General features: G+C 72.7%; 12 protein-coding genes. 4 read left to right on the top strand and 8 right to left on the bottom strand.

The genetic code is table 11. The features are described from left to right. The first annotated feature begins 167 nt into the window (after positions 1-167). Positions 168-1,085, top strand: coding sequence for a tetratricopeptide repeat protein (locus tag O7622_RS27870; RefSeq protein WP_282311060.1), 918 nt, complete (start codon positions 168-170; stop codon positions 1,083-1,085). A 58-nt stretch (positions 1,086-1,143) separates the two neighbouring features. After that, positions 1,144-2,310, top strand: coding sequence for an arginase family protein (locus O7622_RS27865; protein ID WP_282311059.1), 1,167 nt, complete (start codon positions 1,144-1,146; stop codon positions 2,308-2,310). 10 nt (positions 2,311-2,320) lie between these two features. Here O7622_RS27865 and O7622_RS27860 read toward each other — a convergent pair whose 3' ends face one another. Then, positions 2,321-4,288: a penicillin-binding transpeptidase domain-containing protein gene (locus tag O7622_RS27860; protein WP_282311058.1), complete on the bottom strand. Its 1,968-nt coding sequence runs from the start codon at positions 4,286-4,288 to the stop codon at positions 2,321-2,323. A 288-nt stretch (positions 4,289-4,576) separates the two neighbouring features. Between O7622_RS27860 and O7622_RS27855 the strand changes: the two genes are divergently transcribed. Continuing rightward, a complete protein-coding gene (locus O7622_RS27855) occupies positions 4,577-9,640 on the top strand; it encodes an NAD-glutamate dehydrogenase (RefSeq protein ID WP_282311057.1) in 5,064 nt (1,687 codons plus the stop codon). Between the two features lie 64 nt (positions 9,641-9,704). Here the strand turns inward: O7622_RS27855 and O7622_RS27850 are convergent, their stop codons facing one another. Next, positions 9,705-10,496, bottom strand: coding sequence for a class F sortase (locus O7622_RS27850; RefSeq protein ID WP_282311056.1), 792 nt, complete (start codon positions 10,494-10,496; stop codon positions 9,705-9,707). A 79-nt stretch (positions 10,497-10,575) separates the two neighbouring features. Continuing rightward, a complete protein-coding gene (locus O7622_RS27845) occupies positions 10,576-11,742 on the bottom strand; it encodes a hypothetical protein (protein ID WP_282311055.1) in 1,167 nt (388 codons plus the stop codon). 506 nt (positions 11,743-12,248) lie between these two features. Between O7622_RS27845 and O7622_RS27840 the strand changes: the two genes are divergently transcribed. Further along, entirely contained in the window at positions 12,249-14,057 is a 1,809-nt protein-coding gene (locus O7622_RS27840; RefSeq protein ID WP_282311054.1) for a glycoside hydrolase family 6 protein, read from the top strand. Positions 14,058-14,162: 105 nt separating this feature from the next. Here O7622_RS27840 and O7622_RS27835 read toward each other — a convergent pair whose 3' ends face one another. The 5 genes from O7622_RS27835 to O7622_RS27815 all read right to left on the bottom strand — a co-directional run bounded on the left by O7622_RS27835 (position 14,163) and on the right by O7622_RS27815 (position 18,427). Then, on the bottom strand, positions 14,163-14,546 hold the full coding sequence (locus O7622_RS27835; protein WP_282311053.1) for a hypothetical protein: 384 nt from the start codon (positions 14,544-14,546) through the stop codon (positions 14,163-14,165). Between the two features lie 74 nt (positions 14,547-14,620). Continuing rightward, positions 14,621-14,944 (bottom strand): hypothetical protein, encoded by a 324-nt coding sequence (locus O7622_RS27830; RefSeq protein ID WP_282311052.1) that lies wholly within the window; start codon positions 14,942-14,944, stop codon positions 14,621-14,623. A 17-nt stretch (positions 14,945-14,961) separates the two neighbouring features. Continuing rightward, complete coding sequence (locus O7622_RS27825; RefSeq protein ID WP_282311051.1) at positions 14,962-16,620, bottom strand: sodium:solute symporter family protein; 1,659 nt, start codon at positions 16,618-16,620, stop codon at positions 14,962-14,964. Between the two features lie 126 nt (positions 16,621-16,746). Next, positions 16,747-17,820 carry a hypothetical protein gene (locus O7622_RS27820; protein WP_282311050.1) on the bottom strand — a complete coding sequence of 358 codons (1,074 nt, stop codon included), beginning with the start codon at positions 17,818-17,820 and terminating at the stop codon, positions 16,747-16,749. Positions 17,821-17,833: 13 nt separating this feature from the next. Then, positions 17,834-18,427, bottom strand: a complete 594-nt coding sequence (locus tag O7622_RS27815; protein ID WP_282311049.1) for a hypothetical protein — start codon at positions 18,425-18,427, stop codon at positions 17,834-17,836. Positions 18,428-18,494: the final 67 nt, after the last annotated feature.

The following is an 18,494-nucleotide window of genomic DNA, read 5'->3' as shown; positions in this document are numbered from 1 at the left end:
TTCGAGCCCTCCGTGTGCGGCATTCGTCGCATTTGCCGGGGCGGAAAGTGCAAGATCGCGGGGAGGAGGGGTGGTGGTGCGGCGCCGGGGTTGAGCAGGGTGAGAGTGGCGACGTGGGCGTTGCGGGTGGTCGGAGATCCTCGGGGTACGTGCGAGACTAGACAACCATGAGCGACCCACGGATCACCTCGTCGATCTTCACCCGCGGCGCGGTCGACCTCAGCGCGCTGCGCACCCCCGCACCGGCCGACACCTCCTCCGCCACACCGTCCCAGGGCGCTGGGCCGACCGGGCTGCCGGGCAGCCCCGCAGGCTCCGCCGCCGTGATCGACGTGACCGAGGCGAACATCCAGTCCGAGGTGCTCGAACGCTCGCTCACCACACCGGTGGTGGTCTTCTTCGGCGCCGCCGGCTACCCGGAGAGCGACCAGTTCGCCCCGGTGCTGGAGCGGCTGGCCGCCGAGGGCGGCGGAGCGTGGCTGCTGGCCCGGGTCGACGTGCAGCAGCACCCGCGGCTCGCGCAGATGTTCCAGCTCCAGACGCTGCCCACCACGTACGCCATCGTCGGCGGCCGTCCGATCGACGCCTTCCCCGGCCCGGTGCCGGAGTCGCAGTTGCGACAGTGGCTCCAGGCGGTCCTCAAGGCCGGTGGCGTCACAGTCGCCGAGCCGGAGGACCCGCGCCTCGACGCCGCCGACGACGCGCTGATGAGCGGTGACCTCGACGCGGCGGAGGCGGCGTACCGGAAGATCCTGGCCGAGTCGCCCGCGGACGCGGCGGCGGAGGCGGGCCTGGCGCAGGTCGGGCTGGCCCGCCGGGTGGCCGGCGCGGACCCGCAGGGCGCGCTGGACGCCGCGGCCGCCGCCCCCGACGACGTGGACACCCAGCTGCTGGCCGCCGACATCGAGGTGCTCAGCGGCCTCGCCGACCAGGCGTACGAACGGCTGGTCGGCCTGGTCCGGCGCACCGCCGGGGACGACCGGGACCGGGTACGCCAGCACCTGCTCGGCCTGTTCACCATCGCCGGCCCGGACGACCCCGCCGTGGCCTCCGCCCGACGCGCCCTGGCCAGCGCGCTGTTCTGAGTCAACCCGCGCGGGCCGGCGCACCGCCGGCCCGCCCGACCGCCGAGGACGGGAGCCCATGATGCGCCGGATCGCCGTCCTCGACGCGCCGACGAACCTCGGACTGCGCCCGCCCACCGTGAGCTCCATCCCCGGGTGCGCGAAGGCGCCTGGCGCGCTGCGCGACAACGGCCTGCTCGCCCGGCTGCGGGCCCGCGACGCCGGCTGCCTCACCCCGCCCCGGTACGACCCGGGCGACTGGCGGCCCGGCGACGGCGTCTGCCACGCGCCGGAGATCTCGGCGTACTCGGTGGCGCTCGCCGACCGGATCGGCGCGATCATCGACCGGGGCGAGTTCCCGCTGGTGCTCGGCGGCGACTGCTCGGTGCTGCTCGGCTCGGCGCTGGCCATGCACCGCCTCGGCGAGGCGGTCGGCGGGCGGATCGGGCTGGTCTTCGTCGACGGCCACTCCGACTTCCGGCACCCCGGCAACGCCTCCTACGTGGGCGCCGCAGCAGGGGAGGATCTCGCCCTGGTCACCGGCCGGGGACAGCCCGACCTGGCCGCGATCGAGGGCCGCCGGCCGTACTTCCGGGACATCGACGTGGTGGTGCTCGGCATCCGCGCGCAGGACGAGTACCGTCTCGACCTCCAGGCCGCCGGCATCACCACCCGGCCGGTGCCGGCGCTGCGCGCCGAGGGCGCCGCCCGTACCGCGCAGTGGGCGCACGAGCAGCTCGTCGACTGCGCCGGCTACTGGGTGCACATCGACGTGGACGTGCTCGACCCGGCGGTGATGCCCGCCGTGGACGCGCCCGACCCGGGCGGCATCGCCTTCGCCGAGCTGGAGATCCTGCTCGCCGGGCTGGTCGACACCCCGCACTGCCTCGGCGTCGAGCTGACAGTCTTCGACCCCGACTACGACCCGGACGGGGCGTACGCGGCCGAGATCGTGAACACCGTGGTGGCCGGGCTCGCCCCGGTCGTCGCGCCGGGTGCCGTGCCGCCCCGGCTGCTGCCGGCCGGGCCGGTCGCACCGGCGCCCCGCGCCGCCGACAGCCTGCCGGAGCCCGAGCCGCTGCCCGCCCCGGCGGCCGTACCGGCGCCGGCGGTCGCGGTGGAGCCGATCGGCCCCGACCCGACCGCCGGCGACGACCTCGGCGACGACCCGCTGGGGCCCGGCCTGCTGCGTCGCTCCGCCGGAGACGAGCCGGACCCGGCCCGCTCCGGCAGCGACATCGCCTGACCGGTACGCCTCAGCTCGCGGCCAGGCCGCGCAGGAACTTCTCGGCGATCGGCGCCGCGACCTTCGAGCCCGCCCCGCCCTGCTCGACGAAGACGGCGAAGGCCACGTCGCCCTGCCAGCCGACGAACCAGGCGTGCGTGTGGGCCGGGTTGTCGTCGTACTCCGCGGTGCCGGTCTTGCCGTGCACCGGCTCGCCCGGCACGTCCGCCAGCGCGCTGCCGCTGCCCGCTGTGACCACCCCGCGCATCATCGACTTCAGCGCCGTCACCGACTCCGGCTTGAGCGCCTCGCCGGCCGGCGCGGGCTTGGCCGGCGCCGGGTCGAGCAGCAGCTTGGGCTGCTCGAACTTGCCCCGGGCCACCGCCGCCGTGGCGCTCGCCATCACCAGCGGGCTCACCAGCGTGGTGCCCTGGCCGATCGCGGCGGCGGCCTGCTCGGTGGCCGAGCCGTTGGCGGAGATCTTGCCGGTGAACGCCTCCGCGCCGAGATCCCACGTCGCCTCCAGGCCGAGCGTACGGCCGGCCTGGGCCAGCCCGTCCGGGCCGAGCTTCGGCGCCAGCGCGGTGAAGGCGGTGTTGCAGGACTTGGCGAAGTCGGTGGCGAACGGCACCGCGCCCAGCTCGAAGTTGTCCGAGTTCTTGAAGACCCGGCCCTCGACCGTCGACGTCTTCGGGCAGTTCACAGTGGTCTGCGGCGTCACCGCGCCGCGGTCGAGCAGACCGAGCGCGCTGACCATCTTGAACGTCGAGCCCGGCGGCACCTGGGCGGTGAAGGCGAGGTTCTCGCCGGCCGCGCCGGGACCGTTCGCGGCGGCCAGCACCGCGCCGTCGCTGATCCGTAGCGCCACCAGGGCGGATCGGCGGGTCTGCCCGCTCAGCGCGGCGTCGGCCGCGTTCTGGGTGGCCACGTCGAGAGTGGTCTTCACCGGCTGACCGGGCTTCGGCTCGCTGCGGAACAGCTCCGTACCGGTCGGCTCCACCTTGCCGTCCGGGGTGGTCCGCTCGGTGATCACGGTGACGCCGGGGACGCCGCGCAGCCGCTCGTCGTACCGGGCCTGGAGACCGCCGTGGCCGACCAGGTCGCCGCGCGCGTACCGGTCGGGGTGGGCCTGGAGGTCGTCGGCGGTGGCCTGGTCGGCCGAGCCGAGCAGCGCCCGGGCGAACTCGCGGGTCGGCGCCAGCATGAGCTGCTCCGAGACGAACCGGGTGCCGGGCAGGTCGTAGATGCGCGGCTTGATCTGCCGGTACGCCTCGTCGCGCAACGTCACCACCTCGACCAGGCCGTCCGGCTTCGCCTCCTTGAGCCGCTTCGGCAGGTCGCCCAGGTCGACCGGCGGGGTGAGCGCGGGCCGGATCGCCTTGAACGCGGCGTCCAGCTTCCGGACCATGCCGGGGACGTCGTCGACCTCGCCGGGGACGAGCTGCACCCGGACCACCGGGCGTGGCGCGACGATCGGCTGACCGGCCGCGTCCAGCACACCGGCGCGCTGCGCCGGCTCCCGCCGCAGCGCGATCCTGTCACCGCTCTCCAGCTTCTCGTGCACCACCGACGGCTCCCAGATCACCTGCCACCGGTCGTCGCCGCCGCGCTTGAGGCGTACCGGATTCTCGTAGGCCCAGGTGCCGCCGCCGGACAGCGCCCAGCTCACCTTGACCCGGGCGGTGGCGACGTCGCCCTTGGTGGTGATGTCGCCGGTGCGGGCCAGCTCCGGCGGGTTGGCCGCGAGCGCGCCGGCGAGTGCCTGGATCTGCTTGGTCACCTCACCGGCGGGCAGCCGCCCGCCGGTCGGCTCGACGAAGCCGACCGCCTGGAGGTCACCGGAGCGCCAGCCGCCGAGGAACGCCTCGACCGCCGTCTCCGGGCCGTCGTCCCCGGAGCATCCGGTCAGCGCGCCGGCCGTGACCAGGACGGCGACCAGCGCCGCGAGGGCGCGGTGACGGGTGTGACGGCGGGGGCGGACGGGGTACGACACGGGCATGAAGCAGTCCCTCCGGTGCTCAACTGCCCTGCACGCTAGTACGGCCCGGCGTTCCCCACCGCCCCGCCGCGGCCTCCGGCAGCGCCAGAAGCAGCGTGTGGCAGTGTGATGAACATCGCCAGTCGGGGTACTCCGCGAGCGGCCGACCACGGACCCGCAACGGGTGAAAGGTCAGAGTCCCGATCCGGACGTCCGGCCGGTGGTCCGCCGCGGGAGGTACCGCGCGGTAGGGCCTAGGCTGGGCGGCAGAGTGACCCACAACGCGGTGGGTCGAGGGGAGTGGCACCGATGGACCGGCGTCCGGCGATCAAACCGGGACCCGACCTCCGGCAGGCTGACACCGGCCGGGACGACGACAGCTTCGATTCGGCGACCGACGGAGACGGTTTCAGCCGTCTCGACACAGGAGTGACCGGGATGACCGGTTCCAGCATCGACACCCTCTACGACCTGGGCCTGCCCGCGCAGGCACTGGCCGACGAGTCGGAGGACGCCGAGCTGGACGAGCCCGTTCCCAACGCGGAGCGGCTGGTCGCCCAGGCGGTCGTGCTGGCAGGCGACGACCACGACGCGGCCACACTCGTGGACCGCTTCTGGCGGTTCGCGCCGGACGAGGAGCTGATCGGCTTCACCGCCGAGGAGATGCTGGAGGCGGCCCGGACCCACCGGGACCTGGCCCAGCAGCGGGTGCCGGGCGAGCTGAAGCTCCGCATCCACGAGCCGGACGCCGAACAGCACCACACGGTCGTCGAGATCGTCACCGACGACATGCCGTTCCTGGTCGACTCGGTGACCGCCCTGCTGAACTCCCGCCACCTCGACGTGCACCTGCTCGTGCACCCGCTGGTCGTGGTGCGGCGCGAGCCGCTGGGCCGGCTCACCGAGGTCTCGGCGGACGTGGAGCCGGACGACGCGATCGCCGGTGACCTGGTCGAGAGCTGGATGCGGATCGAGATCGACCCGGTCCGCGACCCGGCCGAGCGGGAGACGCTGCGGCGCGAGTTGCAGCGGGTGCTCACCGACGTGCGCGAGGCGGTCGAGGACTGGCCGAAGATGCGGCAGCGGGCCCTCGCGCTCGCCGACGAGCTGGCCGCCGCCCGGACGTCGGACAACCGCCCGCCGGTGCCGGAGAAGGACATCACCGACTCGGTCGAGCTGCTGCGCTGGCTGGCGCACGACCACTTCACGTTCCTCGGTTACCGCGAGTACCGCCTGGTCCACACCGACGGGGCGCGCGGCGGGCAGGCCCTGGAGGCGGTGCTCGGCACCGGGCTGGGCATCCTGCGCTCCGACTCGCCGGAGGCCCGGTCGCTGAACTCGATGACGTCCGAGGCGCACGAGAAGGTGCTGGAGAAGCGCCTGCTCATCATCACCAAGGCCAACTCGCGTGCCACGGTGCACCGCTCGGCGTACCTCGACTACATCGGTTTCAAGATCTTCAACGAGGCCGGTGAGGTGGTCGGGGAGCGGCGCTTCCTGGGCCTGTTCTCCACCGCCGCGTACCGGACCAGCGTGCAGGAGCTGCCCGTGGTCCGGCGCAAGGTCGCCGAGGTGCTCGACCGGTCGGGCCTGAGCCTGCGCAGCCACTCCGGCAAGGACCTGCTGCAGATCCTGGAGACCTACCCGCGCGACGAGCTGTTCCAGATCAAGACCGACGACCTCTACCACGCGGTGATCGGCGTGCTGCGGATGGCGGGCCGCCGGCAACTGCGGGTGTTCCTGCGCCGCGACGCGTACGGGCGGTTCATCTCCTGCCTGATCTACCTGCCGCGGGACCGGTTCACCACGCAGAACCGGTTGCGCATGCAGGACATCCTGCTGCGCGAGCTGAACGGCGTCGGCGTCGACTACACCACCCGGGTGACCGAGTCGATGCTGGCGCGGGTGCACTTCATCGTGCGTACCGACCCGAACAGCCCGCCCGGCGAGATCGACGCCGACCTGCTCGCCGAGGAACTGGCCGACGCGACCCGGCTCTGGGACGACGACTACCGGCTGGTGCTGGAACGCAAGCTCGGCGACGAGCAGGCCAAGCACCTGTTCGCCCGGTACGCCGACGCGTTCCCGGAGGGCTACAAGGACGGGCACACGCCGTACGAGGCGATGAAGGACCTGGCGAAGCTGGAGCTGCTGGAGGAGCCCGGCCAGCTGGAGATGCACCTGTTCCGTAAGCAGGCGCCGCCGCGCCCGTACGCCGCCCGCGCCGCCGACGCCGACGAGGCGATGGACGTGCGGTTCAAGGTCTACCGGTACGGCGAGCCGATGATGCTCTCCGCCGTGCTGCCGGTGCTGCACTCGCTCGGCGTGAAGGCGGTCGACGAGCACCCGTACGAGGTGGAGCGCGTCGACGGCCGGATCTGGCTCTACGACTTCGGTCTGGAGCTGCCCGAGCGGCACCAGGACCTGGCCGAGGTGCGTCCGCACGTGGAGAACGCCTTCGCCGCGGCGTGGCGGGGCGAGGCCGAGGTGGACGGCTTCAACGAGCTGGTGCTCCGGGCCGGGCTCACCTGGCGGCAGGTCGTCGTGCTGCGCGCGTACGCGAAGTACCTGCGGCAGGCCGGCACCGTGTTCTCCCAGGAGTACATGGAGCAGACGTTCATCGCGTACCCGCAGATCGCGGAACTGCTGGTGAAGCTGTTCGAGACCCGGTTCGCCCCGGGCGCGACCACGCTCGACGAGCGCCGGCGGCGCAGCGGCGAGCTGGTCGACGCGATCGGCGAGGCGCTGGACGACGTGGCCAGCCTCGACCAGGACCGCATCCTGCGGTCGTACCTGACGTTGATCCAGGCCACGCTGCGCACCAGCTTCTACCAGAAGCCGGTGGGCGGGCGGCCCAAGGCGTACGTGGCGTTCAAGCTGGACCCGCAGGCCATCCCGGACCTGCCGGCGCCGCGACCCAAGTTCGAGATCTTCGTCTACTCGCCCCGGTTCGAGGGCGTGCACCTGCGCTACGGGCCGGTGGCCCGCGGCGGCCTGCGCTGGTCCGACCGGCGTGAGGACTTCCGGACCGAGGTGCTCGGCCTGGTCAAGGCGCAGATGGTGAAGAACGCGGTGATCGTGCCGGTCGGCGCCAAGGGCGGCTTCGTGCTCAAGCAGAAGCCGGGCGACCGGGACGAGGCGGTGATCTGCTACAAGGAGTTCATCTCCGCGCTGCTCGACGTCACCGACAACATCGTCAGCGGCGAGATCGTGCCGCCCGAGGACGTGGTGCGGCACGACGGCGACGACCCGTACCTGGTGGTGGCCGCCGACAAGGGCACCGCGACGTTCTCCGACATCGCCAACGAGATCTCCGAGGCGCACAGCTTCTGGCTGGGCGACGCGTTCGCCTCCGGCGGCTCGGCCGGCTACGACCACAAGAAGATGGGCATCACCGCCCGGGGCGCCTGGGAGTCGGTGAAGCGGCACTTCCGGGAGCTGGGGCACGACACCCAGACGCAGGACTTCACTGTGGTCGGCGTCGGCGACATGTCCGGCGACGTGTTCGGCAACGGGATGCTGCTGTCGCCGCACATCCGGCTGGTGGCCGCGTTCGACCACAGGCACATCTTCCTGGACCCGGATCCGGACTCGGCCCGGTCCTTCCAGGAGCGCAAGCGGCTGTTCGACATGCCCCGCTCGTCGTGGGAGGACTACGACCGCGAGCTGATCTCCGAAGGCGGCGGCGTCTACCCGCGTACCGCGAAGTCGTTGCCGGTATCGCCGCAGGTCCGTGCGGTGCTCGGCCTCGACGAGGACGTCACGCAGCTCAGCCCGCAGGAGCTGATGAAGGCGATCCTCACCGCGCCGGTCGACCTGTTCTGGAACGGCGGCATCGGCACCTACGTCAAGGCGTCCAGCCAGACCAACGCCGAGGTGGGGGACAAGTCCAACGACGCCATCCGGGTCGACGGCAAGGGCCTGCGCTGCCGGGTGGTCGGCGAGGGCGGCAACCTGGGCTTCACCCAGCATGGCCGGATCGAGTACGCCTCGACCGGCGGCCGCATCTACACCGACTTCATCGACAACGCGGCCGGTGTGGACTGCTCCGACCACGAGGTCAACATCAAGATCCTGCTCAACACAGCTGTCGCCGACGGTGAGCTGGACCGGCCGGAGCGCGACGAGCTGCTGGCCCAGATGACCGACGAGGTCGCCGATCTGGTGCTGCGGGACAACTACGACCAGGCACGGGCGCTCAACAACGCCCAGGCCCAGGCCGCCTCGCTGCTCCCGGTGCACCGGCGGATGATCAACGAGTTGGAGCGGTCCGGCGCGCTGGACCGGGCGCTGGAGGCGCTGCCGTCGGACGAGGAGCTGGCGGTCCGCACCGAGAGCGGCCTGACCGCGCCGGAGTTCGCGGTGCTGCTCGCGTACGTCAAGATCGTGCTGGAGCGCGAGATCGTCGGCGAGGGCCTGGCGGACGAGGAGTGGACGACCGACGTCCTGGTCAACTACTTCCCGACGCCGCTGCGGCAGCGCTTCGCCGAGCGGATGGGCCGGCACCGGCTGCGCCGGGACATCGTCACCACCGTCCTCGTCAACGAGGCGATCAACCGGGGCGGCATCTCGTTCGTCTTCCGGGTGGTCGAGGAGACGGCGGCGTCCGCCGCCGACGTGCTCCGGGCGTACGTGGTGGTCCGCGAGGTGTTCGGCCTGCGTGACCTGTGGGACGCGGTCGAGGCGCTGGACAACAAGGTCTCGCCCGAGTTGCAGACCGCCGTCTATCTGGACACCCGGCGGCTGCTCGACCGCGCGGTGCGCTGGCTGGTCACCAACCGACGCTCGCCGATCGACGTGCCGGCGGAGATCGCCCGGCTGCGTGACGGTGTGGCCCGGCTCCTGCCGGACCTGGAGCACCGGTTCTGGGGCACCGAGCGGGAGGCCATCGCGGCGCACATCGAGTCGCTGGTCGACCGCGGGCTGCCGCGTGACCTGGCCGAGCAGGCGACCCGCCTGATGTACAGCTTCGGCCTGCTGGACATCGTCGAGACGGCGCAGGGCACCGGGCGGGACGTGAGCGAGGTGGCCTCGGTCTACTTCGTGCTCTCCGACCGGTTCCGGGTCGACGCGCTGCTGTCGAAGATCTCCCTGCTGCCCCGCGAGGACCGGTGGCAGACGCTGGCCCGGATGGCGCTGCGCTACGACCTGTACGCCGCGCTGGCCGCGCTCACCGCCGAGGTGCTCGGGTCCACGCCGGAGGACGTGCCGCCGGTGGAGCGGATGCAGGAGTGGGAGCAGGCGAACGCCACCTCGATCCACCGGGCACACCGGGCGATGGGGGAGTTCGACGAGTCCCGCGCCGACCTGTCCGCGCTGTCGGTGCTGCTGCGCCAGATCCGTACCCTGGTCCGGACCTCGGCAGCGGCCTGACCGCTGACGCACGAGTGGCCCGGTGGTCGGTTCCCCGACCACCGGGCCACTGCCGTTCCCGCCCTCAGCTCGTCATCGGGGCGTAGACGACGATGTTGTTCAGGTAGCTCCCGGTCGTCTTGTCGAACACCCCGCCGCAGGTCACCACGCGCAGGGCCGGGACGTCCGACGGACCGTAGACCTGCGCGGCGGGAAAGGCGGTCTTCGGGTACGACCCGACCTCCCGCACCGTGAACGTGGCGGTCGAGCCGTCCTGCCGGGCGACCACTATCGTGTCGCCTGCCACCAGCGCGCCGAGGTTGAAGAACACCGCCGGGCCGAGCTGGGCGGAATCGACGTGACCGACGATCACCGCGTTGCCGGCCTCGCCCGGGCTGGCGCCGGGGGAGTACCAGCCGGCCTTCATGGCCTGGTCCAGCGGGGGCACCTGGACCGTGCCGTCCGGGTTCGTGCCGAGCGACATGATCGGCGCCTGCACCCCGATGCGGGGGATCGAGATGGTGACCGGCGCCGACCGGGGCAGCGGGGCCGGGGCGGCGCCCATCGCGTTCGGGGTGCCCGGGGCGGCGGCACCCGGGGTGGCGCCGGCCGGTGGGCCCGGCGTCGCCGGGCCGCCCCCGGCGGCGTCCGCTGCCGGCCGGCCGGTGCCACCCGGTGTGGACCGGCCGGTGGTGCCCGGTGCCGGTTGGCCCTGGGTGCCCGGTGCGGGTTGGCCCTCGGCGTCCGGGTCGGCGTCGGCGCCACCCGGATCGCCCTGCGGGCCGGCGGTGACCGGGGCCGCCTGACCGAGCGGCTGCGGTGGGGACGGTGGCGTGACGGTCCGGACGGACGCGCCGATCAGACCGGCCCCGGCCATGGCGAGCAGGACGACGACGGCCGCGCCGGCGGCACGCCACGGACTTCCGTGACGGCCGCCGGCCCGGGTCGTCGTCCGGTCAGACCAGGCCACCGGCCCGCCGCCGACGCAGCAGCACCAGGCCGCCCAGTGCCGCGGCGCCGATCATGCCCGCGCCGCCGGTGGCGAGGTTGCGGTCCACGCCGGTGGTCGTCATGCCACCGTCGCCGCTGTCGACCCCACCGCGCGGCAGGACCACCAGCTCGCCCTCACCGCAGGTGCCCCGCAACTCGTACCGGCCCGGCCGGGCGTCGTGCGAGACGGTGGCCTCGCCGTAGTAGATGAAGTCCTTCCCGTGCTCCCAGCCGTCCTTGCCGTAGTCGCGCTCGGCGTCCTTGCCGTAGTCGCCCTTGTCGTCCTGCCAGGCGCCTCCGCTCGCCTGCCAGTCGTCCTTGCCGTCCTTGCCCTTGCCGTCCGGCCGGCCGCCGCGGTCGTCCTTGCCGTGCTCGTCCTTGGCGTCCTTGCCGTACCGGTCCTTGCCGTCGGGGCCGTGCTCGTCCTTGGTCCAGTCCGGCGCGCCCGGCTTCTCCTTCTCCCAGCCCGGCTCGGCGTCCTGGCCGTACTCGTCGTGCCCCTGCCAGTCGCCGGGGTCGACGGCCGCGCCGGCGCCCGCGCCGCCCGGCTGCGGCTGTCCGTCCGGCTGGCCGGCGGGCGGCTGGGGCTGGTTCGCCGGAGGCTGCGGCATGCCGTCGCCACCCGGCCCGTTCCCGCCCGGCCCGTTCCCGCCCGGCCCGTTCCCGCCAGGGCCGTTGCCACCAGGGCCGTTTCCGCCCGGCCCGTTCCCGCCAGGGCCGTTGCCACCGGGGCCGTGCCCGTCCCCCCCCGGCTCGCCGCGGCCGTCCGGGCCCTTGCCGTGCTCGTCCTTGCCGTCCGAGCCCTTGTCGTCCCAGCCCCAGTCCTGGTCGCCGCCCCAGTCGCCGCCGCGGTCGGCCCGGTCGCCGTGCTCGCCGTCGCGGGCCGGGTGCAGGTCGACCTTGCCGGTCACCTTCGACCAGACGGTGGCGTGCTTCTGCGGCTCGGAGCAGATCGCGAGCAGCTCGACGGTGTCCCCCGCCTTCACCACGTGGGGCTTGGCGATGACCTTGCCCTCGTCGTGCCCGCCCGCGTAGGCCATTCCCGGGGTGAACGCGAGAAGGCCGGCTCCGCCGAGAGCGGCGCCCGCGACCACCTTCCCGAGCATCTTCTTAGCCATGACCAGCGTCTCCATCCCTGTTCGTCCTGGGCCCGACGTCAGTCGAGCTAAGGCTGACGTTAGACCTTTTCGCGACTTATCCGGGGAAAGATTCGCTTTTAGGGATTTGCTGATGTTGAGGCAGGTGCGTGCCCTACCCGACGCCGCGCGCCGATCGGGTGCCCTTCGTGGCACACGTGGCGTTCCACCCGGGCCGGTGCCGGCGGGCGCGGCGGTAGGGTGGGCGGCAGGCGTATCGAGGCATTGCCATGGAAGCGCTCCCATGTAAGAATCGCTGCACGCGGTTCGGGGAGCCACACCGCGAGCTCAGACGTCGAGGGCAGCCGGCACCACCGGCCGACGTCCGGCTCCATCGGCCGGTCCTGCGGACCGGTCGGCACCACCACCCCCACAACGCCCGTCCGGGTCGGGCGTCCCCCGAAGAAACCCGTGGCGCGCACGGTCGTTCCCGCAGGACGGCCGCCGCCGCCATTTGCGCCGGGCCGTACGCGGATCCGGTCTCGCCCAAGGAGATCAGTGGCATGAATCTGTGGAGAAGGCTGTCCGGCCGGAACCGGACGCTTGCGCTCACCGGCGCCGGCGTCCTGGTAGCCGGTGGACTGGTGACCCTCCCGGTCACCGCGGCGCAGGCCGCCACCCAGTGCAGCGTTACCTACACCACCAGCGACTGGCCCGGTGGCTTCACCGCCAGCGTGACCATCAGGAACATCGGTGACGCGCTCAGCTCGTGGAACCTCGGCTTCACCTTCCCGAACAGCTCGCAGCGGGTGGTGAACGGCTGGTCGGCGCGGTGGTCCCAGAGCGGCCAGAACGTCACAGCGCAGAACGAGTCGTACAACGGGTCGCTCGCCAGCGGCGCCAGCACCACCATCGGCTTCAACGGCTCCTGGAGCGGCAGCAACCCGAAGCCGACCCAGTTCACGCTCAACGGCACGGTCTGCAACGGCGGCACGCCGCCGACCAGCACCCCGCCGACGAGCACGCCGCCGACCAGCACCCCGCCCACGAGCACGCCGCCGACGTCGACCCCGCCGACCTCGACGCCGCCGACGACCACCCCGCCGCCCGGGCAGCGGGTCGACAACCCGTACGCCGGTGTGAAGGGGTACGTGAACCCCGAGTGGAAGGCCAAGGCCGAGTCGGTGTCCGGCGGCAGCCGGGTGTCGAACAGCCCGACAGCGGTCTGGCTCGACCGGATCGCCGCCATCAACGGCACGCCGGACAGCAGCTCCAACGGCGCGATGGGGGTCCGTGACCATCTGGACGCCGCGCTCGCCCAGGGCGCCGGCTACATCCAGTTCGTCATCTACAACCTGCCCGGCCGGGACTGCGCCGCGCTCGCCTCCAACGGCGAGCTGGGCCCGGACGAGCTGCCCCGCTACAAGGCCCAGTACATCGACCCGATCGCCGCGATCCAGGGCGAGGCGAAGTACCGGAACCTGCGCATCATCAACATCATCGAGATCGACTCGCTGCCCAACCTGGTGACCAACACCTCGGGCAACGCGGGCGGCACCGTCATGTGTGACACCGTGAAGGCCAACGGCGCGTACGTGAACGGCGTCGGTTACGCCCTGGCGAAGCTGGGCTCGCTCGGTAACGTCTACAACTACGTCGACGCCGCCCACCACGGCTGGATCGGCTGGGACAGCAACTTCGGCCCGGTCGCCGACCAGCTCAAGGCCGCCGCCGTGGCGTCCGGCAGCACCGTCGCCAACGTGCACGGCTTCATCGTCAACACGGCGAACTACTCCGCCCTGAAGGAGCCGTACGTCAAGGTCACCGACTCGGTGAACGGCCAGACCGTACGGCAGTCGAAGTGGATCGACTGGAACCAGTACGTCGACGAGCTGTCGTTCGCCCAGGCGTTCCGGCAGAAGCTGGTCTCGGTCGGCTTCGACAGCAACATCGGCATGCTGATCGACACCTCCCGCAACGGTTGGGGCGGCTCCGCCCGGCCCACCGGCCCCGGCCCGTCGACCAGTGTGGACGCCTACGTCGACGGCGGCCGGGTCGACCGCCGCATCCACGCCGGCAACTGGTGCAACCAGGCCGGTGCGGGTCTCGGCGAGCGGCCGCGGGCCAACCCGGAGTCGGGGATCGACGCCTACGTCTGGGTGAAGCCCCCGGGTGAGTCGGACGGCTCCAGCAAGGAGATCCCGAACAACGAGGGCAAGGGCTTCGACCGGATGTGCGACCCGACGTACACCGGTAACGCCCGCAACGGCAACAGCATGTCCGGCGCCCTGCCGGACGCGCCGATCTCCGGTGCGTGGTTCGCGGCCCAGTTCCAGCAGCTGATGCAGAACGCGTACCCGCCGCTCTCCTGACGCGGCCGGACCACCCGCGGCGGCGGGAGTGAGGCACCGCCGCGCGGGTTCCCCGGGCCCCTGGTCGACGCCCACGTCGGCCAGGGGCCCTCGGCCGTTCCGGTGTCAGGGAACGGTGCGCTCGATCGCCGCCCGGCCCAGCTCGGCCAGGTCGCGGCGGGCCCGCTCCAGGTTCTCCGGCGTCACGTCCTGACCCCGGGCCTGCACCAGGTCCTCCGGATCCCAGGGCTGCTCGGCGCCGGTACGGATGTCGTCCGGGGCGGCGCCGGTACCGGTGCCTGTCGCGCCGGTCCCGGCCGCGTACGGGTCGCCGATGAGGTTCGGCGACCCGGTGTCCGGCACCGGGCCGTCGGGCTCGGTGAAGGTGGGGTTGTCCGGGTCGGTGCCGCCGTTGCGCAACTGGGGCACCGTGCTGTCGTCGTCCACCGCCGCGGCCACCTCGGGGGTCTCCTCCAGCGGCCGCTCGCCACCGCGGTCACGATCGGTCATGCTGCTGCCCTCCTGTCCCTTCGCGTGATCCCCGTGGCGTACCCGGTGCGGGCCGCGCCATGCGGGCGGAGGGGTCAGGACTCGTCGCGGTGCGGCTCCGGCGCCTCGGTCGGGCGCAGCCGCTGCCACAGGAGCATCAGCAGGCCGAACACCAGCATCGCCGCGCCGGCCCACAGGTTGATCCGGACGCCCTGCGCCTTGTCGATCTCGGCGGACGTGTCGAACAGCCCCATCAGGCCGACGATCAGCCCGTACACCACGAACAGGCCGCCGATGACCCGGCGGATGTCGAACAGCCGGGCTGCGGCGGAGCGTTCCTCCCGGGCGTCCTCGGTCTCGTCGACCAGCGGGTCGTGCGCCTCGCCGCCCTGGTAGTGGCGGTCCGCGTCGTCTGCCATGGCGTGCGTCCCCTCCTTCAGAAGACCGGGATGTAGAACAGGGCGGCGAGGACCACGGCGACGATGCCGAGCAGCACCGGGGAGCGGTACCAGGCGGCGTCGCCGGCCAGCGAGTCGTCGGCGAGCGTGGTGTCGCTGAGGCCGTACACCAGCCCGGTCAGCTCCCGGTCGGTCTTCGGCCGGGTCAGCGGCGTGACGATCGCGGCCACCACCGCGACCGTGGCGAAGGCCAGGCCCGCGCCCCAGAAGCTCTCCTCCAGGTCCGAGTTGAAGCCGATCACGCCGCCCTTGTAGAGCAGGTACGTGGCGGTGGCGACCACGGTGCCGGACAGCAGCGACCAGAACCCGGCCAGCGGCGTCATCCGCCGCCAGAACATGCCGATGATGAACGTGCCGAACAGCGGCGCGTTGAAGACCGAGAACAGCGCCTGGATGTAGTTCATGATGTTGCTGAACCCGGCCGCGATGAAGGCGGTGCCGATGCCGATGACCACCGCGCCGACGGTGGCGATCCGGCCCACCTTCACGTAGTGCTCGTCCGGCAGGTCGCGCCGGAAGTACGCCTGCCAGATGTCGTACGTGAAGACGGTGTTGAACCCGCTGACGTTCGCCGCCATGCCGGCCATGAACGAGGCCACCAGGCCGGTGACCGCGATACCGAGGACGCCGTTGGGCAGCAGGTCGCGCATGAGCAGCGGGATCGCGTTGTTGTAGACCAGGTCGCCCTCGTCGGCGCCCAGTCCTTTCACGGTGACCAGGGCGATCAGGCCGGGGATCACGGTGACCGCCGGGATGAGCAGCTTCGGGTACGCGGCGATGATCGGCGTACGCCGGGCGGCGCTCATGTTCCGTGCGGACAGGGCGCGCTGCACCTCGGCGAAGTTGGTGGTCCAGTAGCCGAAGGAGAGCACGAAGCCCAGGCCGAACACGATACCCAGCCAGTGCGCGCCGAGCGGGTTGCCGGTGCCGCCGGTGCCCTCCCAGGCGTGCAGTCCGGCCTCGCCGAGTCTGGAGTCGCGGACCGCGTCCATCAGGCCGCTGACGCCGCCGACCTTGACCAGCCCGATCACCGTGATCGGCACCAGACCGGCGATGATCACGAAGAACTGGAGCACCTCGTTGTAGATCGCGCCGGAGAGCCCGCCGACGGTGATGTACGCCAGCACGATCGCCGCACCGACGATGATCGCGAACCAGAGCGGCCAGCCCAGCAGCGCCTGCATGATCAGGGCCAGCGCGTAGAGGTTCACGCCCGCGATGAGCACCTGCGCGACAGCGAAGCTGATCGCGTTGAGCAGGTGGGTGGGGCGGTTGAAGCGCAGCCGCAGGTACTCGGGGACGCTGCGGACCTTGGAGCCGTAGTAGAACGGCATCATCACGATGCCGAGGAAGACCATCGCCGGCACGGCGCCGATCCAGTAGTAGTGCACGGTCATGATGCCGTACTGGGCGCCGTTGGCGGCCATGCCGATGATCTCCAGCGCGCCCAGGTTGGCCGAGACGAACGCCAGGCCGGTGACCCAGGCGGGGAGCGAGCGGCCGGAGAGGAAGAAGTCCACGCTGGTACGGATCGCGCGCCGGGCGGCGAAACCGACGCCGAGCACCGTGACGAAGTAGAGCGCCAGGATCAGATAGTCCAGGGCGTTCATGTTCAACCGCAGGCCGCCGCCGCCCATGCCCGTGCTCCCCTCGTGTGCACCGCCGCCCGCACGTACCCCGATTGCGAAGTTTCATACCTGCTGTTCGGTCCGGGCACGCGGAAGCCCCGGCCGGGTCACCGGCCGGGGCCTCGTGGCGGTCTCTCAGCGGCCCAGCACGCGGTCCAGGAAGTCGCGGTAGCCGCGCACGGCCACCCGGAGCTGCTCGGTGTCTGTGGAGCCGGACTCCTGCCAGGCGCCGAGTCGGGTGCGTTGCTCCCGCAGGGCGGTGGAGAGCGCCTCGATCGCCTCCTCGACCAGCGACTCCGCCTCGCCGACCGCGGCGCGCGGGTCGTCCACGAAGCGGAGCTGCACGTCCCGCCAGCGGTCCCGGAAACCCTGCGCGGCCTCCGGCGCGAACAGCGTCGCGGCGTCGGCCGGTACCGCGCCGGGGGTGGGCCGCTCCGTGCCGGACAGCGTCGTGCCGGCCGCCCCGGCGGCTGCCGCGCCCGCCGCCGCGGTGGCGCTGTCGGTGTCCACCCGGTCGTGCCGCCGGTCGGCGTCGCCGGCCGTGGAGACGGGCTCGGCGTCCGGGTCGACCAGGCCGGGCTCGGCGCTGCCGTACCCGACCGCGCCGTCGGCCGCCGCGTCGTCCCGGACCACGCCGTCGACCGTGCGGTCGTCCCGGACGGCGCCGTCGCCGTCCCCGTCGCGGTCGGCGGCGCCGGTGTGCTCGGCGTCCCAGCGGTCGCGGTCGTGCAGGCGGTCCCCGGCCGTCGGGTCGGCCCGCTCGTCGTCCAGCGGGTCGGTGCGGCCCGGCGCGCCGTCGCCCGGCGCCGCGGTGTCCTCGTCGCGCGCGTCGCGCTCGTCCTGCGGACGGCCGCCCGCCAGGGCCGAGGCGGCGACCGCGTCGCCCACCGAGGCCGCCCCGAACGCCGTCGGCAGCGGCGCCGGCTCGTGGTACGGGGCCCGCCCGTCGTCGTCGGTCCGGTCGGCCGCGTCGCGCAGTTCCCCGGCGTCGTAGGCGCGGGTCTCGTCGACCTCGGCGTCGCGCCGGTCGTCGGCGACCGCCGGGTCGTCGAAGGTGCCCCGGTCGTCCAGCGCGTCCTCGGGCACGTCGGCCCGGTCGGCGTCGCGCCGGCCGGCGCCGGTGTGCTCACCCGGCACCGGCACCGGCACCGGTGCGGACCGGACAGCCTCGGGGTGGTCCTGCGTGTCCTGCTGTTCCTCCTGGCGCATGGCGGCGGCCTCCTCAGCGGCTCGGGACGTCGTGGTCGTGGTCGGGGTGGCGCTGCTCCGGCTGCTGCGGGGCGACCGGGTCCTCGCCGAGCAGGTCGGCGAAGAGGGCCCGGTAGTGCACGAGTGCCTGCCGGAGGTCCTCGGTGCCGGCCTCACCGCGCTCGTTGCGCTGCCGGATCTCGTGGGCGTCGCGGTAGTGGGTGAGCGTGCGGGCGTGCTCGACGGAGAGGTGGGCGATCTGGTCCGAGAAGTCCCCGGTGGGGTATCCGCGCTCGGCGATCAGGCGGCTGACCAGCTCGTCGGCCTCGCCGACGGTCTCCGCGGGAGAGTCGACGAAGCGCACCTGGAGTTCCTCCCAGGCGGCGGCGTAGCGGGCCCGGGACTCCGGGCTCAGCGGGGTCAGCTCCAGCTCGGCGTGCCGGCGCTCGCGTTCCCGCAGCTCACGCTCGGCGGCGCTGCGGCTGTCCTGCTCGGCGACGACCCGGTCGTACTCGGGGCCGAAGCGCTCGCGCAGCGCCCGGCGGCGGCTGGCGACCACGGCGACCGCGACGAGCGCGGCGATGACGGCGACGACGATGACTATGACGACTACCTGGGTGGACGACATGGCTCCTCCTTCGCACGCTGGTATTCCCTCGTGCGGGTGATCGCCAATCCCGTTGTGCCGCACTTTC

Source organism: Micromonospora sp. WMMD1076 (genome assembly GCF_029581475.1).
Taxonomy (GTDB): Bacteria; Actinomycetota; Actinomycetes; order Mycobacteriales; family Micromonosporaceae; genus Micromonospora; species Micromonospora aurantiaca.
Note: the sequence above shows the minus strand (reverse complement) of the source record. Positions and strands in the feature narration are given on the sequence as shown.

What these genes read in the sequence shown, in the direction of transcription:
- O7622_RS27870 (WP_282311060.1), top strand. Translation starts at nt 168, where the DNA reads ATGAGCGACCCACGGATCACCTCGTCGATCTTCACCCGCGGCGCGGTC.
- O7622_RS27865 (WP_282311059.1), top strand. Translation starts at nt 1,144, where the DNA reads ATGATGCGCCGGATCGCCGTCCTCGACGCGCCGACGAACCTCGGACTG.
- O7622_RS27860 (WP_282311058.1), bottom strand. Translation starts at nt 4,288, where the DNA reads ATGCCCGTGTCGTACCCCGTCCGCCCCCGCCGTCACACCCGTCACCGC.
- O7622_RS27855 (WP_282311057.1), top strand. Translation starts at nt 4,577, where the DNA reads ATGGACCGGCGTCCGGCGATCAAACCGGGACCCGACCTCCGGCAGGCT.
- O7622_RS27850 (WP_282311056.1), bottom strand. Translation starts at nt 10,496, where the DNA reads ATGGCCGGGGCCGGTCTGATCGGCGCGTCCGTCCGGACCGTCACGCCA.
- O7622_RS27845 (WP_282311055.1), bottom strand. Translation starts at nt 11,742, where the DNA reads ATGGAGACGCTGGTCATGGCTAAGAAGATGCTCGGGAAGGTGGTCGCG.
- O7622_RS27840 (WP_282311054.1), top strand. Translation starts at nt 12,249, where the DNA reads ATGAATCTGTGGAGAAGGCTGTCCGGCCGGAACCGGACGCTTGCGCTC.
- O7622_RS27835 (WP_282311053.1), bottom strand. Translation starts at nt 14,546, where the DNA reads ATGACCGATCGTGACCGCGGTGGCGAGCGGCCGCTGGAGGAGACCCCC.
- O7622_RS27830 (WP_282311052.1), bottom strand. Translation starts at nt 14,944, where the DNA reads ATGGCAGACGACGCGGACCGCCACTACCAGGGCGGCGAGGCGCACGAC.
- O7622_RS27825 (WP_282311051.1), bottom strand. Translation starts at nt 16,620, where the DNA reads ATGGGCGGCGGCGGCCTGCGGTTGAACATGAACGCCCTGGACTATCTG.
- O7622_RS27820 (WP_282311050.1), bottom strand. Translation starts at nt 17,820, where the DNA reads ATGCGCCAGGAGGAACAGCAGGACACGCAGGACCACCCCGAGGCTGTC.
- O7622_RS27815 (WP_282311049.1), bottom strand. Translation starts at nt 18,427, where the DNA reads ATGTCGTCCACCCAGGTAGTCGTCATAGTCATCGTCGTCGCCGTCATC.